11 protein-coding genes and 1 other RNA gene are annotated in these 14,835 nt (G+C 60.5%); 4 read left to right on the forward strand and 8 right to left on the reverse strand.

The window, feature by feature from the left end:
- Positions 1 to 35: 35 nt before the first annotated feature.
- The 3 genes from HHL09_RS03970 to HHL09_RS03980 are packed head-to-tail and all read right to left on the reverse strand — an operon-like array spanning position 36 to position 2,947.
- Positions 36 to 995: a UbiA family prenyltransferase gene (locus HHL09_RS03970; protein WP_169453191.1), complete on the reverse strand. Its 960-nt coding sequence runs from the start codon at positions 993 to 995 to the stop codon at positions 36 to 38.
- On the reverse strand, positions 992 to 2,131 hold the full coding sequence (gene eboE / locus HHL09_RS03975; RefSeq protein WP_169453192.1) for a metabolite traffic protein EboE: 1,140 nt from the start codon (positions 2,129 to 2,131) through the stop codon (positions 992 to 994). Before eboE ends, HHL09_RS03970 begins: the two co-directional genes overlap by 4 nt.
- A 48-nt stretch (positions 2,132 to 2,179) precedes the next feature.
- Positions 2,180 to 2,947 carry a class I SAM-dependent methyltransferase gene (locus tag HHL09_RS03980; RefSeq protein ID WP_169453193.1) on the reverse strand — a complete coding sequence of 256 codons (768 nt, stop codon included), beginning with the start codon at positions 2,945 to 2,947 and terminating at the stop codon, positions 2,180 to 2,182.
- A gap of 61 nt (positions 2,948 to 3,008) precedes the next feature.
- Here HHL09_RS03980 and HHL09_RS03985 point away from each other — a divergent pair, with 61 nt between their 5' ends.
- Positions 3,009 to 3,995 carry a glycoside hydrolase family 43 protein gene (locus HHL09_RS03985; RefSeq protein WP_169453194.1) on the forward strand — a complete coding sequence of 329 codons (987 nt, stop codon included), beginning with the start codon at positions 3,009 to 3,011 and terminating at the stop codon, positions 3,993 to 3,995.
- A gap of 3 nt (positions 3,996 to 3,998) precedes the next feature.
- On the opposite strand, the gene HHL09_RS03990 is transcribed toward HHL09_RS03985, so the two are convergent.
- The 3 genes from HHL09_RS03990 to ssrA form a co-directional block, all read right to left on the reverse strand.
- Positions 3,999 to 4,727 carry an RNA polymerase sigma factor gene (locus tag HHL09_RS03990; RefSeq protein ID WP_169453195.1) on the reverse strand — a complete coding sequence of 243 codons (729 nt, stop codon included), beginning with the start codon at positions 4,725 to 4,727 and terminating at the stop codon, positions 3,999 to 4,001.
- A gap of 52 nt (positions 4,728 to 4,779) precedes the next feature.
- Positions 4,780 to 5,400: a hypothetical protein gene (locus tag HHL09_RS03995; RefSeq protein WP_169453196.1), complete on the reverse strand. Its 621-nt coding sequence runs from the start codon at positions 5,398 to 5,400 to the stop codon at positions 4,780 to 4,782.
- A gap of 101 nt (positions 5,401 to 5,501) precedes the next feature.
- Positions 5,502 to 5,858, reverse strand: a transfer-messenger RNA (tmRNA) gene (gene ssrA / locus HHL09_RS04000).
- An 88-nt stretch (positions 5,859 to 5,946) separates the two neighbouring features.
- Here ssrA and HHL09_RS04005 point away from each other — a divergent pair.
- Positions 5,947 to 6,483 (forward strand): protein-tyrosine phosphatase family protein, encoded by a 537-nt coding sequence (locus HHL09_RS04005; RefSeq protein WP_169453197.1) that lies wholly within the window; start codon positions 5,947 to 5,949, stop codon positions 6,481 to 6,483.
- A gap of 7 nt (positions 6,484 to 6,490) precedes the next feature.
- Here the strand turns inward: HHL09_RS04005 and hrpA are convergent, their stop codons facing one another.
- Positions 6,491 to 10,153 carry an ATP-dependent RNA helicase HrpA gene (gene hrpA, locus HHL09_RS04010; protein ID WP_169453198.1) on the reverse strand — a complete coding sequence of 1,221 codons (3,663 nt, stop codon included), beginning with the start codon at positions 10,151 to 10,153 and terminating at the stop codon, positions 6,491 to 6,493.
- Between the two features lie 427 nt (positions 10,154 to 10,580).
- Positions 10,581 to 11,549: an ADP-ribosylglycohydrolase family protein gene (locus tag HHL09_RS04015; protein ID WP_169453199.1), complete on the reverse strand. Its 969-nt coding sequence runs from the start codon at positions 11,547 to 11,549 to the stop codon at positions 10,581 to 10,583.
- A gap of 120 nt (positions 11,550 to 11,669) precedes the next feature.
- Between HHL09_RS04015 and dcm the strand changes: the two genes are divergently transcribed.
- A complete protein-coding gene (dcm, locus tag HHL09_RS04020; RefSeq protein ID WP_277349153.1) occupies positions 11,670 to 13,025 on the forward strand; it encodes a DNA (cytosine-5-)-methyltransferase in 1,356 nt (451 codons plus the stop codon).
- A complete protein-coding gene (locus HHL09_RS04025) occupies positions 13,022 to 14,185 on the forward strand; it encodes a type II restriction endonuclease (protein WP_169453200.1) in 1,164 nt (387 codons plus the stop codon). Before dcm ends, HHL09_RS04025 begins: the two co-directional genes overlap by 4 nt.
- Positions 14,186 to 14,835 lie beyond the last annotated feature (650 nt).

The following is a 14,835-nucleotide window of genomic DNA, read 5'->3' on the forward strand; positions in this document are numbered from 1 at the left end:
CAACGAACACTTGCGCCCCTATCTTTGAACCCGCTTCAAGTAGCCGGTGCCAGCTTCTGCAAAGCCCGACCGAGAACAAAGGCACCAAATGGTAGAGCCGCCAGCCAAGGTTTCCCAGCCCACCAAGCAAGCGGTGCCATCGCAATCAGATCGACCAAAGGAATCCCCGCGAGCAATGCCGATACATAGCGGGGAATCGGCTTTGCGAAATGCGTAAAGCAAAGCGCCAGCCACACGGCAAAGGGAGCCATTCCCAGCACCCTTATCCACGGCGATCCGGCATCCGCCACGAACAGGCAAGACATGGCGATCAAAGGGATGATCAACATCGCCTTGGAAACGACACGGGGACCTGGCGGAGCGTCGCTCATCCCTTCGTAACGAGCCGACAGCGACAATCCCGCAATGTAGCTCAGCAGGCCGCTCGCCGGAATGGCCAAGGTGAGCAGCGCTCCCGCTAGGAACTTCGCTGGATCATATCCAGCATCACCAATGGCCTCCGCCTTGGACCAGAAGGCCGTCGCACCCAAAAAATATAAACCGGCACGACACAACCCCATCGGCAGCACCGACCAGATCGCCACCTTGTGGAAGCGCGTGTAAATGGAGATGAATGCCAGAATCCCAAGCGCGCAGATCCCGCAAGCCGCGCCTTGAAAAAAGGCCAAGGCTGTTCCAGCGGCAGCACAAGACAAAGCCCCTGCCAAGTAACTTCCCGGCTTGAAGAGGCCGGAAGGAAGAGCTCGCTCCGGCCTGCGCTCCTCATCCCATTTCCGATCAAACCAATCGTTGGCGAGATTCCCGGAAAAGTAGAGGAGCAGTCCTGCCGTGGCGATGAGAACCGGAGCCTCGAAGTCAAGACCATGGATATCCGGGCGGAGGCGTAGCAGCCCAGAGCCCAGCATATACCCCAAAAACACATTGCTCACCACGCTCGGCGCATTCGCGATCCGCAGCGTGGCGAGAAGCGCCCTGGCTTTTCCCGGATGACTCATGATCCGCCGAGCACCCAGCGATACTCCGCCGCGATCTGTTCTTCCACCGGCCGCTGCATGCCCGCAGGCAGCACACCCCAAGTGTAGGTCTCGATCTCCCAGTGCTGGCAAAGATCCGGAATCTCCTCCGCAACCCGCAGCGCTTCGCGGGCATTTTCCCGCGTCGTCTTGAGCGGCTCCGCAGGCTCGGCATCCAGCGGGATGTGGAAGTGCACGCGCCACTGCTCGGCCTCCTTGCCATCCTCGGTCTGCAAGGAAGCAATAGCCTCCGGCAAATCCGTAAACCGCTCGATCCGGCCATCCGGATGGCGGGCCAGCACCTGATGCAGGTAAACCGGCTCATCAAAGGCGCTTACCGCCTTCACCGCTTCCGGGATCCGCGGATCCAGCGCCAGCGCCGCGGAAAGATGGATCTTCGATATCCGCAGCCCTTCTCCCTTCAGCGCCTTCAGCGAACTACGGGCATCCTCGTACTGGAGCGCGAAGTGACAACAGTCGTAATTGATCCCGAGGCGACGCTTGATCTGCTCGTGATCCGGAGCCGCATCCAGCAAGCGATCGAAGAAGCGGAGGGTCTCCTCCGTGTTCTCGAAATGCCCACGAGGCTCCGGCTCCACGCCGAGATGCAGGTCGCGGTCTGAAACCTCGCTCAGGGCATCCAGAAACTTCGCCAGCTCGATGAATTGCCCGATGATCAGCGACTCATCCGCTTCGAATTCCTTGAAGGATCCCGGCAGGGTGGAAACCGACCCCTCAATCCCGAAGGGCACCAGCTCCGAGACGATCGTGAAAAGCTCCTTGGTATATTCGAGGCGCGCCGGATCGGTCCAATCCGGACGGAACACGTTCCGCTTCACTTCCGTGTCATGGAAATTTCCATACGGGAAGCCATTGATGGTGAAAACGTAGGCGTTTTGCCCTGCCATCCAGTCCTTGAAGCGCGGGAGCTGATCTCCCGTCAGGAGCTCCGAGGCCGCCTTTGCCGAAAGCCTCAGGCCGATCGCGAAGGCGTCTTGAGGCGATACCAGGTCACGGACCCGCATCGCGTGCGTCGAGATCGCGCGGAAGGTGCTCTCCCAATCCTGGGCCGGATGGATATTCGTGCAGTAGGCGAGGTGTCCGTGAGGAAATCGCATGCCGCTAGAGTGGCGGATTCCCCGCCCCGCGCAAGGGGAGAGCGGGTTTTAAACTCCCACCTTCCGGGCTACTACCGTGATGATCTGGGCCTCTTCATCCACCGGCTGTTCCGGATCGAAGTCCGCAATCGCATGAATCGGCTCAAGGCCCGCTTTTGCCAGCATCCCGCGCAATTGCCTCGCCGTGAACCAGCGGATTGTCTGCTGCGACTCATGCTCTGCCTCCAAGCTGCCGTCAGCTCCGTGCAGCCGATAACGGTGCTCCCGGGTCAGGATCCGCGCCTTTCGGTCAAGCCCGTGCCGGGTCTCAAGTGTCGCGGAGCGGCCATCCGGCAGCTTCGCCCCATGATCCTCATACCACTGTCCTTCCGGCAGTTCCCGATGCAGCTCCGCCATCGGAATAAAGACGCTGAGATAGATCACGCCCCCAGCTTCCAGAAGCTTGCAAAAATGCGCCAAAGCCGCCGCCGGATCCGGAGCGAGCTGTAGCGTGAACGCCGGCACCAGCACCGAGCGATAAGTCTTTCCGGGATCAAAGGCTGTCATGTCAGCCTCATACAGCACCGGCTCCAGCGAAAGATCCGTCGCCGCCTTCCGGCACATTTCCAGCATCTCGGAAGAAAGCTCCACGCCCTCCACCTCATGCCCTTTCTGAAGGAGCGGCAGCAAAAGCCGGCCCGAACCACAGCCGATCTCCAGCGAGGGCCCGGGATACTCACGCAATGTCTCTTCCAGCAGTTGCAGTTCCGCAGGCTCCCCCTCCTCCGCCCAAAAGATATCGTGCAAAGTGGCTTCGAGGGAGCTGTAGGCGTTCACGGGGACAAGCTGACACGCTCCGCTTGGAAAATCCAAGCATCCGTCCAGTATCGTTTGGCAGATGAACAACGTTTTAGCATTGGCCGCAACGCTCCTCCTGACAGCCGCCTCCCCAAGCGCGGAGCGCGGCATGTTCACCAATCCCCTCAATCCCTCCGCGGATCCGTGGATGGGCTACAGCGAAGGCCAGTATCACCTCAGCACCACCCAGGGGAATCGCGTCGTGCTCTGGAGCGCGAAGTCATTGGAAAAACTGAAGGACGCGAAACCGCGGGTCATCTGGGAAAAAGGCAAGGGCGTCTGGGCCGCGGAGTTCCACCAGATGAAGGGGAAAAACGGGCAGCGCTGGTTCTGCTACTTCACCAAGACCGATGGCGAGGACGTGCGCCACCGCATGTTCGTGATGGAGAGCAAGTCGTCCTCGATCCTCGGTCCCTACGGCCCGCCGAAGCAGATCGAGACCGATCCGAAGGATGAATTCTACGCGATCGATGGCACCGTCTTCGAGCACGCAGGAAGCCACTATTTCGTCTGGGCCGGCCATCCCGGTCACCGTCTCTTTATTTCCAAGATGAAAGACCCTTTCACCCTCGAAGGTGAGCGAGTTCTCATCCCCGCTTCCGGCTTCGGCTGCGAGGAAGTGCGGGAAGGCCCCTACATCTTGAAGCACGGCAAACGACTCTTCCTGACCTACTCCGCCTGCGATACCGGCAAGCCGGACTACAAGGTCGGCTACGTCTGGATGGACGAAAACAAGGACCCAATGAAGGCCGCCTCCTGGACCCAGGAGCCCGAGCCGCTGCTAGGGCGAAACGATGGAGCGAATGTCTTCGGTCCCGGCCACCACAATTTCTTCAAGTCCCCCGACGGCAAGGAAGATTGGATCGCCTACCACGGCAAGACGACCTCCGAGTACACCTACCGGGGCCGCAGCACCCGGGCCCAAAAAGTGGAGTGGGATGCGGAGGGCTTTCCCAAAAAAATCGTCCCGCTGTCCTTGGACACCAAGATCCCCCTGCCCTCCGGTGATCCCGCCGCCAAGCGATAAGCTTCACTTCGCCAAGGCGCCCATCAGAGCTGCCATTTCTGAATCAACGTCCTCGTCACGTGTCACGGTGCGCGAAACCTCCTCGCGCACCATCACGCGGAACCGCTTCCGCAGCCGGTGGATGGCCACGCGCGCCGCTCCCTCCGTCGTATCCAGTGCTGCCGCCAAAACCGCATAGTCCGTCTCACCGCGCCCCGCGGTGAGGCTGGGAACCAGATGCCGGTATTCCTCTTCCCGATCCGACTTCCGATACTCCGCTTCCAGGCGCGACATCGCCGCATCCAGCATCGCCAGCGCCCAGCGCCGGTCGAAAAGCTCATCCGGAGTGCGCGATTGCTCGCCCTCCGGCGCATAAAGCCGCTCCGCCAGATCCGCATCCAGCGGCACGACTTCCCTGCCCCCGCCGCGCTTGAAGGTGTGCTCTTTCCGCCACTCGTTGATCAGATAGCGCTTCAGCGCCGTGAGCAGGAAAGTGCGGAAGCGCCCCTGATCCTCATCGGCAATATCCAGCCAGCGTTTCTCCAGCAGCTTCGCGAAGAAACCTTGTGCCAGATCCGCCGCATCCTCGGTCGATCTTCCGGATTTCCGGATCACGGCATAAATCGGAAACCAGTAGATCCGGCACAACTCCTCCAGCGCATCCGCGGATTCGCCATTCCCGGCGGCCGCCACGAGCGACCAGCGGGTAGTGGCAAAAAGAGGAGGCGGACGGTCAGCCACGGCGGTTCGCATGATGGATCAACCGTGGATTCAGGAAAGCTCCGGATTTGTTACCGGAGAAATCCTATTCCTTCAGACGGATCTTCAATTGCCCCGGCTCGACCGACATTTCCTCGATCCCGGCGACCTTACCGCCCTTTCCTCCACCCAGCACCTCGCCAAGGATATCCTTCCCCTTCAACTGGGCCAGCCAGTCGTTCGGCAGCGAAACGCCCCACACGGTGAGGTCATCCAGGATGAAACTCGGGTTTCCGTCGGTGGTCTTCACGATAAAGCGCGCTCGGGCCTTCAGCCGCTTGCCGCCCACCACGGGCAGATCCGGGTCGAGATCCGTCTCGATCCGCGCATGCACGGCATTCGTCGCGAGCTCGAACTTCAGCTTTTCGCCCATCGTCGTGTGCTCGTTCACCAGACCATTCAGCTCGCGCTCGGTCAGGATGATCTCCTTCTTGCCCTTCTCATACGTCGGCTCGGCCGGCTTTGTCGGGGCTTCCACGTTCTGCATCGCCTCCACCTTCGCCTCGACCACCGCCTTCTCCTCGGCACTCAGTTGCACCGGCTTGATCGGACGGTTGTGCCACCACATCAGACCGACGACGGCGAGCAGCACGACGATCAAACCGATGAGGACCGGCACCAGGCAGGACTTGCGCTTGGCAGGAACGGGAGGCGGAACTTCAGACATGGTGGCGACAGGACTGGATTGGCGGAAAGATTAAGCCGGCACCAGAGGCCGGAAAGCAAAATCCCGGACCGGAGACGGGCTCCGGGCCGGGATCAGGAAAGTGGTGGAGGCGAGGGGAGTCGAACCCCTGTCCGAAACATCTTTCATGCGGGCTTCTACACGTTTATCCGCCGGTCTAAAGCTTCGGAAGTCGTAGGCCCGACGGCCGCGTTCTCCTTCCTAGAAACCTGTGGATCTCGCCAAAGTGTCCGGTTACCCGACGCCAAGGCCAGCACGCTAAGTGTTCACCATCCCCCACCGCGTGCGCATGAGTTCAGGTGTTGCTGTCAATTAAGCAGCAAGGGCAAGCTCGTTAGAGTCTGCATTTATTTGTTTTGAGCGGCTTTTTAGGAGGCCAGCCGATCAACCTCCACGTGCAGCCAGCACTGCGAACATCCCGTCGAAACCAGAACGCCCCCTTTGCTGACGGGCGAACCATGACGCCGGACGGCTCCGCGAGCAATTGGAATTTCCAAGCCGCTTTTGGAACGCCACGCTTACCACGGAATGAAGGTGAACCACTATCAGGTGCAGCCCGGCCTCTTCGCCGGGGAATATCCGGGCAACCAAAGCCCGAACGTCGCCGAAACCCGCGTCCGCGAACTCGTGGACAAGGGCGTGCGCACCTTCATCGATCTCACCAGCCGCGCCGATTGGGACGATGGACTGACACCCTACCATCCCTACTTCCTCGAAGTGGATGTCGAAGGCACCATGGGGCTGAAGCGCTACTCCTTCGAGATCCCGGACATGGGCCTCCCCTCCGGCCCCGCCGTGATGCAGGGCGTGCTGGACCTCATCCGCTCGGAAATCGCCGCTGGCCGCCCATGCTACGTCCACTGCTGGGGCGGCATCGGCCGCACCGGCACCGCCATCGGCTGCTGGCTCCGCGAAAACGGCATGAGCGGTGACGAAGCCCTCGCCGAAGTCCAGCGCCTCTACGCGGCCCACATGGATGAGCGGAAACGGGCACGCTACCCGAACTCACCCCAGCAGCCCCGGCAACTGGATTACGTGAGAAAGTGGGGCACTGGATCTCGCTAAGTCCCCTTCACCACCCCTCCGCCAGCCGCTTCTCGGAAACCTTCATCTCCACCGGGATATCCGGCGCGAAGAGCGAAAGCCGATACTCCTCCAGCAGCCACCCGTATTCCCACAGCGCCGGATCTTCCGGCCGCTTGGTCCATTCGATGAACCACGGCTGCCAGTACTTCCGCACCCGCTCCATCTTCTCCAGATCCTTCACCAGCGGCAGGCTCGCGATCCTCCCGAGCCGGGAGCGAATCCCGCGCAGGTAGCGATCGTGGCTCCGCATTCGCAGGAAGCCAGCCCTCCACACAAAGCGTGGCCGTAGCAGCCAGGCCAACTCCTCTTCGAGATCCGCCGCCACCTGCGAAAGATGGCGATCCTTCGAGTTCTCGTGGATCCACTGGCGCACAGGCCCGATCGCCTCGAACGAGGCATCCAGCGATTTCGAGAATGCACTCGCCGCCTCGAACCACCTGCCCTTCCCGTCCTTCGCCTTCGCCGCGAAATCCTGTGGCTTGGAAATCCGCTTCCCGCCCAAAGCCCCCTCGCCTGCCAGGGCGATCAGATCGTCCATGCTGGTGCCCAGCCGCGGCAGCTCGACCTTCGCCATCAGCCCCAGCGGGAATTTCTTCTTCAAGTAAGCCACCTGGTCCGGCTGCGCCAGCATCAGCAATCTCACCTGCCCGGCGCGATGCGATTCCGCCGCCTCGGCAGGCTTTGAAAACGCCTTCACGCCCACCGATGCCCCCTCGTCCACCAGCGCCGGATAAGCAGGCCCGGCAGGCGTGTCCACCTGCTCCGGCACCTCGCCCTCGGTCCATGACTTCATGCCGCTGCGCTCCCACTCCGCATTCGCAGCAGCCTCGAAACGATCCGTGACCATCTTGCCCAGCTTCGCGCGCAGGGCCTTCACATCCTTGCCAAACGCCAGCTCGTTCTCCTCATCGTCGCAGACCCAGATCTTCATCACCAGCTCCTCCGGCAGGCGTTCCAGGTCGAAGTCCTTCGGCTTGATGTCGTAGCCGGAAAACTTGGTCAAATACTGCGCAAGCCGTACTTCGAGCGAGGCATCCTTCTCGCGGTGCCGCCATTCATCGGCGAAGCCCTGTGAAGCCTCCGCCACCGGCTGGCACTCGCGGCGCAGATCCTTCGGCAGCGAGCGGATCAGCCACTCCGCACGCCACGGCACATCACCCGGTACACCCCAGCTTGGCAGCCACTCCGGCAGCTTGGGCAGCTGATCGATGTGCACGCCGAGTGTCACGCCATCATCCCGCTGCCCGGGTGCCGCCTGATAGTAGAGCGGATAGTCCTCCCCCGCGTGGTGGATCCAGTCCGGATATCCCTCCAGATCCAGCGAATCGAGATCCTCCAGCACCACGTCCGGCAGCCCGGCCATGATCCGTTCCTCATTCTTCGCCTGCCAGTCGTGAAAGGCCTTCGTCGTGAACATCTGGTCCGGCAGGCGGCTCTCGAAGAAATCGAGCACCGCTTCCTCGCTCCAGAGCCCGCCCGGTCGGCGCAGCTTGTGTTCGATCCCCGAAATCTCTTCCTTCAGCGCGGCCAGCCGCTCCAGCGCACGTGACTTCCCCTTGATGCGCCCCTGCAAAAGGCCCTCGCTCACGAAGATGCGCCGCGCTCCCGCAGGATCGATGCGCCCGAAGTGCACACGGCGTCCCGCAATGATCGGCAAGCCACCGCACACCACTGTCTCCTTCGCATACACCGCGCCGTGCTGCTCGTCCCAGTGACCTTCGCCGTAGCGGCTGGTGCACAGATGGGGTGCCACCTTCTCGACCCATGCAGGATCGATCCGTGCCACACGCCGGGCCCAGAGCCGCGTGGTATCCACCAGCTCCATCGCCATCACCCAGTCCCAGCGCTTGCCGCCGAAAAGTCCGCTGCCCGGAAAAACCGCGAAGTGCCCGCCGCTCGCGCTGCGATACGCCCGCTCCTCTCGATCCCACAGGCCGAATTGCCGCGGCACTCCTGCCAGCAGCGAGCGATGAATCACATCATAGGTCGCCGCCTTCTCGACCGTTGCCGCCAGCGGCTTCACCTGCCAGCGCAGCTCGCGCTCGATGAGTTCCTTCAGCTCGTCATGGACGTTCGCCCACTCCTGCACACGCCGGTAATTCAGGAACGCATCCCCGCAGTACTTGCGCAGCTGGTTGCGCTTCCATCCCCTGCCCTCGCGGAAGCGCTGCACATCCAGCCACAGCCGCAGCATCCCGCGGAAGTCGGACTCGTTGTCCTTCCAACGGCCATGCGCGGAGTCGGCCTCTTTCTGTTTCTCCTGCGGCCGCTCACGCGGATCATTCGACTCCAGGCCGGAAACGATCGGCAGGATCTCCGCCAGGCAACGCTCGTCGTGCGCTTCCAGCAGCATGCGGGCGAGGCGCGGATCCACTGGCATCCGCGCCATGATCCGGCCGGCTTCGGTGAGCTGCTTGTCCTTGTCCAGCGCCCCCACTTCGCGCAAAGTACGATAACCCTCGGAGATCGCCTTCGGTGCCGGCGGATCAAGGAAAGGAAACTCCTCGATGTCCGGCAGCCCCAGCGACTTCATTCGCAGGATCACACCCGCCAGCGAACTGCGCCGGATCTCCGGATCCGTGAATTCCGGGCGATCCTGTAAATCCTCCTCCGAGTAAAGCCGCACGCACACGCCCTCCCGCACACGACCGCAGCGGCCCTTCCGCTGGCGCGCGCTCGCTTGGGACACCGGCTCGATCTGCAATCGCTGCACGCCACGTGCCGGACTCCAGCGGCTCACGCGCGCCACGCCGCTATCCACCACGCTGACGATCCCCGGAATCGTAAGCGAGGTCTCCGCCACGTTCGTCGCCAGGATAATCCGCCGCTTGGGACCGGGATTGAAGACGCGCTGTTGGTCGGAAAGTCCCAGCCGCGCGAAAAGCGGCAGGATCTCGGTCTGCCGGTAGCCCCGCCCGTCCAGCGCATCGGCGCAATCGCGGATCTCGCGCTCGCCCGGCAGGAAGACCAGCACATCGCCCCGCGGATCGACATCCGTCAGCCAATCTACCGCACGCGGCACATGGCGGGTGAGTTCTTCATCTTCATCCGCCGGCAGGAAAAACTCCTCCACCGGGAAAGTCCGGCCCTCCGCCTGGATCACCGGCGCGCCATCGAAAAACGCGGCAAACGCACCCGCGTCCAAGGTCGCCGAAGAAATCACCAGCTTCAGATCCCTCCGCCGCTCCAGCAGACGCTTCAGATAGCCCAGCAGGAAATCGATGTTGAGCGAACGCTCGTGCGCCTCATCCAGAATCAGCGCATCATACTGCTTCAGATCCGGATCCCCCTGCGTCTCTGCCAGAAGGATACCATCGGTCATGAACTTGATCCGCGTCTCCTTCGAAGTCTTGTCCTCGAAGCGCACCTGGTAGCCCACGAAGCCACCCAGCGGCCCCTTCAATTCCTCCGCCACCCGGCGCGCCACGCTCGCCGCAGCGATCCGTCGCGGCTGGGTGCAGCCGATCTTCCTGCGGCTTCCCTCCAGCGCCTCCGCCACCATCTTCGGCAGCTGAGTGGTCTTCCCGGAGCCGGTCTCGCTCACCACCACCACCACCGGATTTTCACGGATCGCGGCCACGATCTCCCGGCGCATGCCGACGACCGGCAGGCTCTCGGGGTAGTTCAGCGGCGGCAGCATCTCCGGCATCGCGCGCGGGACTTAGCCGGGGAAACCCGAACGCTCAAGCCCTGACTCCTCCCAACATCCATCAGCAAAGCGGCCCGGAGTGGCGCTTTTCGAAGCGCCATAACACGGGCGGGCTTCCTCCCTGAAGCCCCGGGCGAGGCTTAAACAAGCGAGATTCAATCGCCCATCGCGCAAGCGTCCCCATCCACGACAGACCGCCCCGGCCCGGATTCTTCACGCCCCGGCCCGACACCTCAACATCAGCTTCCAAAAGGAACGTCCCTTGCCTCGCTCCGCACCATTTCCCTCTCTCAATCCCATCCATCCAATCCATCCCGGCCCCGTCCTCTTCACCTGCGTCCATCCCGTTCAGCTGCGCCTAAATGACTGTGGCAACTACGCGGTAATCCCTCAGTAAATCCGACTCCCGCCCTCCCCAAAAACCTTTTCACCCTCCCACCCCATCCTTCACCCGGAACTTTTCCGGCACCCCTCCATTCGCTGCGGCCACCAAGCTCCCCACCACCGCGCCACGGTGACAATTGTCCCCGCCGCACATCGTGTTCGCGATGATCCCCGCCGTGAAATCCCCGGAATACTTCCACGCCAGATAGAGCGAGGAAGGCATCGAGTCCTCCACATAGCAGGCCGCACTGAAACGCGCGCCGACCACATGCAGGTCATCCTCATCGATCCACGCCTCCGCATCCCCCGCGGACAACCACTCCCCGCCTTCCTTCCGGATCGCATCGCGCAGGCTTGCCCCCTCTGAGATCTCCCACAGTAGCCGGACCAAGGTATCCGCCGCCCCAAGCGCTCCCTCGTGCTTGTGCGTCAGGTTCACATGCTCCCTCACAAGTGCCCGCAGCTCCTCGCGGGACTTGCCCCCGCCTTCCAGCGCCGCCAACAGGGCCGGCACCGTCGCTAGCCCGCCGATGTGCTTGTCAGGAATCCCGCACTCCCGCAGCGGCTTGCCATTCGCATAGTTCGTAAAGAAGGCCCGGTGGCACTCCTCCACATAGGTATCCCCATGCCAACCCGGCTCCAGCATCCGCTCGACATAGCGCTTCAACCACGCATCCGCATCATAGCCCCCGCGCTCCTTCACCAGCGCATAGAGCTCCTTCGCCAGCTTGAAGTTCAGCGTGTTCTCCCCCGCCCTCAGGCACTGATGGTAGTGGATCTCCTTCTGCCCGTAGAACCGTGCCTGATCATGCAGGATATCCGCCTTCTCGTTCACCGGCGTGTAGCTCGCCTTCGCCATGAAGCTGTTCGGAAACGGATTCCTCGGCGCCATGAAATGATCCACCAACCCGTAATCCCGCACCAAGGCCTCCCGGTCATAATACCAGTGAACAGGCATCGAAAGGGCATCCGCGGCGAGCGAACCCTGAAAAGCGGCAGCAAAGGGAGTCATGCGCCTTTCCTTAATACGGAAACCGAGGGACGCAACCCGCCAAAAGGAAATAGGCCGCTGGGATAGAAATGATACTCATAGTCTGTCGATTCATAGTGTGTCCCAGCGGCAATCTGGGGCATGGCAAAAAAGGATCCCTTCAGCATCGAATTTGGCCAAAAAGTTCGCCAACTTCGGGAAGACAAGGGCATTTCCCAAGAACAGCTCGCGTTTAGTTCGGGACTCCATCGAACCTACATCGGAGGCGTAGAGCGAGCCGAGCGGAATCCAACGATTCAACAAGCAGCACGACTTGCGAAGGCGCTCGGAGTCGAAGTGGCGGAACTTTTCGACGATATCAGCGCGCTACCTGCCGCCAAATCTGAAACGGAGGAGGTTGCCGTCGAGGTTAAGCCGACCCGAGCATCCCGCCTGCGAGAGGAACCATCCCCTCGAAGGAAATTGCGCTTCATCGATCTTTTCTGCGGGATCGGAGGATTTCGATATGCGTTCGAGAAAGCAGGCTGTGAGTGCGTCTTCTCGTCGGACTGGGACAAGCATTCCCAAGTAACCTATCAAGCAAACTTCGGAGAGAAGCCGCATGGTGACATCCATGCTGTGGCAGAAGCTGACATCCCGAAATTCGATATCCTTTGCGGCGGCTTTCCCTGCCAGCCCTTCAGCTTGGCCGGAGTGTCAAAAAAGAACAGCCTTGGTCGCAAGCACGGCTTCGATGACGAAAAGCAAGGCAACTTGTTCTTCAAGATCGCCGAGATCCTCGACTACCACAGGCCTCAAGCGTTCGTCCTAGAGAACGTGAAGAACCTCAAGAGCCACGATAAAGGCCGGACATTTGAGATCATTCACGAGACCCTGACGAAACACTTGGGCTACACCGTTTACACCAAGATCATCGACGGTGCAGCCTTCGTCCCACAACATCGCGAGCGAATCTTTCTTATCGGTTTCAAACCAAGACGAGACTTTGAGTTCCCGGAGTTCCCGAAGTCAGGCCCCAAGCTTTCATCGATCCTCGAGAAGAATGTCCCGGAGAAATACACTCTCACCGACCATCTCTGGAACTATCTTCAAAACTACGCTGAGAAACATCGCGCAGCCGGCAACGGCTTCGGATTCGGACTTGTGACAGGTAATGACGTCACCCGCACATTGAGCGCCCGCTACCATAAAGACGGTTCCGAGATCTTGGTTTCTCAAGGTAAGAATAAAAACCCTCGGCGTCTAACCCCGCGTGAGTGCGCGAGATTGATGGGCTATCCCGACGAAATGGTTATTCCGGTATCCGACACCCAAGCCTATCGGCAATTCGGTAATTCGGTCGTTGTCCCAGTGGTCGAGAAATTGGCTGAGAGTGTCGTCCAGACTTTAAGAAGGCCGGCCAATCAGCCATTGGATTTGGTTCTTCGCGACTCTGCGACAGACTCCCCCCTAGCCAAACTAGAACGCACCAAAACAAACTACCGCCCTAAGAAATGAAGATTCAGGTGGAGGCCGCGATTTCCGATGCGCTAGCTGCTGGCAAGGCGCTCTGCAAATTCATCTCTCGCAACGATGCGGGCCTTACCGGGTCACATCAATGCGGATTCTATCTGCCCAAATCGGCTTGGCAGATGTTCTCGCCACAAGCGCCAGTCAAAGATCTCAACCACAAATCGATCGTAAGGGTGAATTGGCCCGGAGACGTCTCCACCGAATCCGCAGTCACATGGTATGGTTCTGGAACGCGGAGCGAGTATCGACTGACTCGCTTCGGAAAGAATTTTGAGTGGCTCGGGGAAGACTATGTTGGAGCCCTCTTGGTAATCATCCCTTTCAGTCTAGAACTCTTCCATGCTTACGTCCTCAACTCTGAGGAAGAAATCGAGCTTCTTCAAGCCGCCCTCGGAATCGAGACCTTGGGTGAATGGGCAGTCTACACATCCGGACATGAAAAGATCGAAACAGAAGACGAATGCCTTCAAAGAGTATTCACAGATCGAATCAGCGAACTGGAGGCCTTCCCTACAGGTGCGTGGATGGCAGATAGCGCAAGACTGGGCGTTCAAACGTGCCAAAAATCCTCGGTAGGAACTCCCGATGCCACCCTCCTCAAATGGCTCTCGGCGGAGTATCAGTTGTTTCGTCTTTTGGAGAGAAAGCTATGCCTCGCCGATATCGCCGGGCCCTTCAAAGAGGTAGACGATTTCATCAGCAAGGCAGCAACAATCATGAACCGTCGGAAATCACGCGCGGGGCATAGTTTGGAGAACCACGTCTGTCATTTGCTTAAATCCGAAGGAATTGTTTTCGAAGGCCAAGCTCGGATCGACGGAAAAGTTCGCCCCGACATCTTGATCCCGGGGAGAACCGCATACGAGAACCCCGATTTCCCCGACAAACAACTGATGGTGGTCGGCCTCAAGACTACTTGCAAAGACCGTTGGCGACAGATTCTGAGCGAAGGAAGGAGGATTCCTGAGAAGCACTTGCTTACTCTCCAGGAAGCGATTTCCGCAGATCAACTTAGAGAGATGAATACAGCTAATGTTACATTGGTTGTCCCCGAGAGGTTCCACGGAGGTTACGACACGAGCACCGGTATCCGACTCCTGACCGTCGGCGATTTCATCGATAAGGTTAAGACATTGGCGGCCTAAATCTTCCCCAAGCTCCTCCACATAGCATCACCGCTTGGAAGGTTTGAGAAATTTGACGCGACCCGACTCACACCGAAGACAAACTGGGGACCACTGCCAAAAGTGGCCTCCGCGCCTCACCCACGCCACCATGTTGCCCAAAGCGACATGGCCACCTCTCTCCTCTCCCTCCAGTCTTCCGTTCCGGCTTCACCCTCGCCCCTGCCCGCCCGGCTCAGGCTCGGACGGCCATCTCCCCACCCTTTTCTGAATTTTTGCGACCTCCTGCCCCTTTTCGCGGTAAAAACCCAAGCGCCACCCTCCCCGATCCAAGCCCCCTCCGGACCCATTCCGCCTGTTATTTTCCCTGTTTTAACAGGGATAACAGGCGCTCCCCGACCGCCAAAAACCTCCGGAATCGCAGCTCGAGGGGAAGGCACCGCCCCCCCCATCCGGGGTGGCTTGGGTAGATTCCCCCGCCCCCCTGCGTGGAAAAAGGCGTGAAATTTCCAATTTTTCACGCTAAACCTAAAGGTGAAGGTGCGGCGTTGATTTGTGAACCCGTGCCTTCCGCGTCTCCAGCCGCCCGGCCCCCTTCCCGGCGACCAGCGTCGGAGCGCGGTTTCGCTGTCCTAGATCATTGCCCTAAACCGACAACCCAGCCGGTCAAC

It is taken from the genome of Luteolibacter luteus, from assembly GCF_012913485.1.
Classification (GTDB): Bacteria; Verrucomicrobiota; Verrucomicrobiia; order Verrucomicrobiales; family Akkermansiaceae; genus Haloferula; species Haloferula lutea.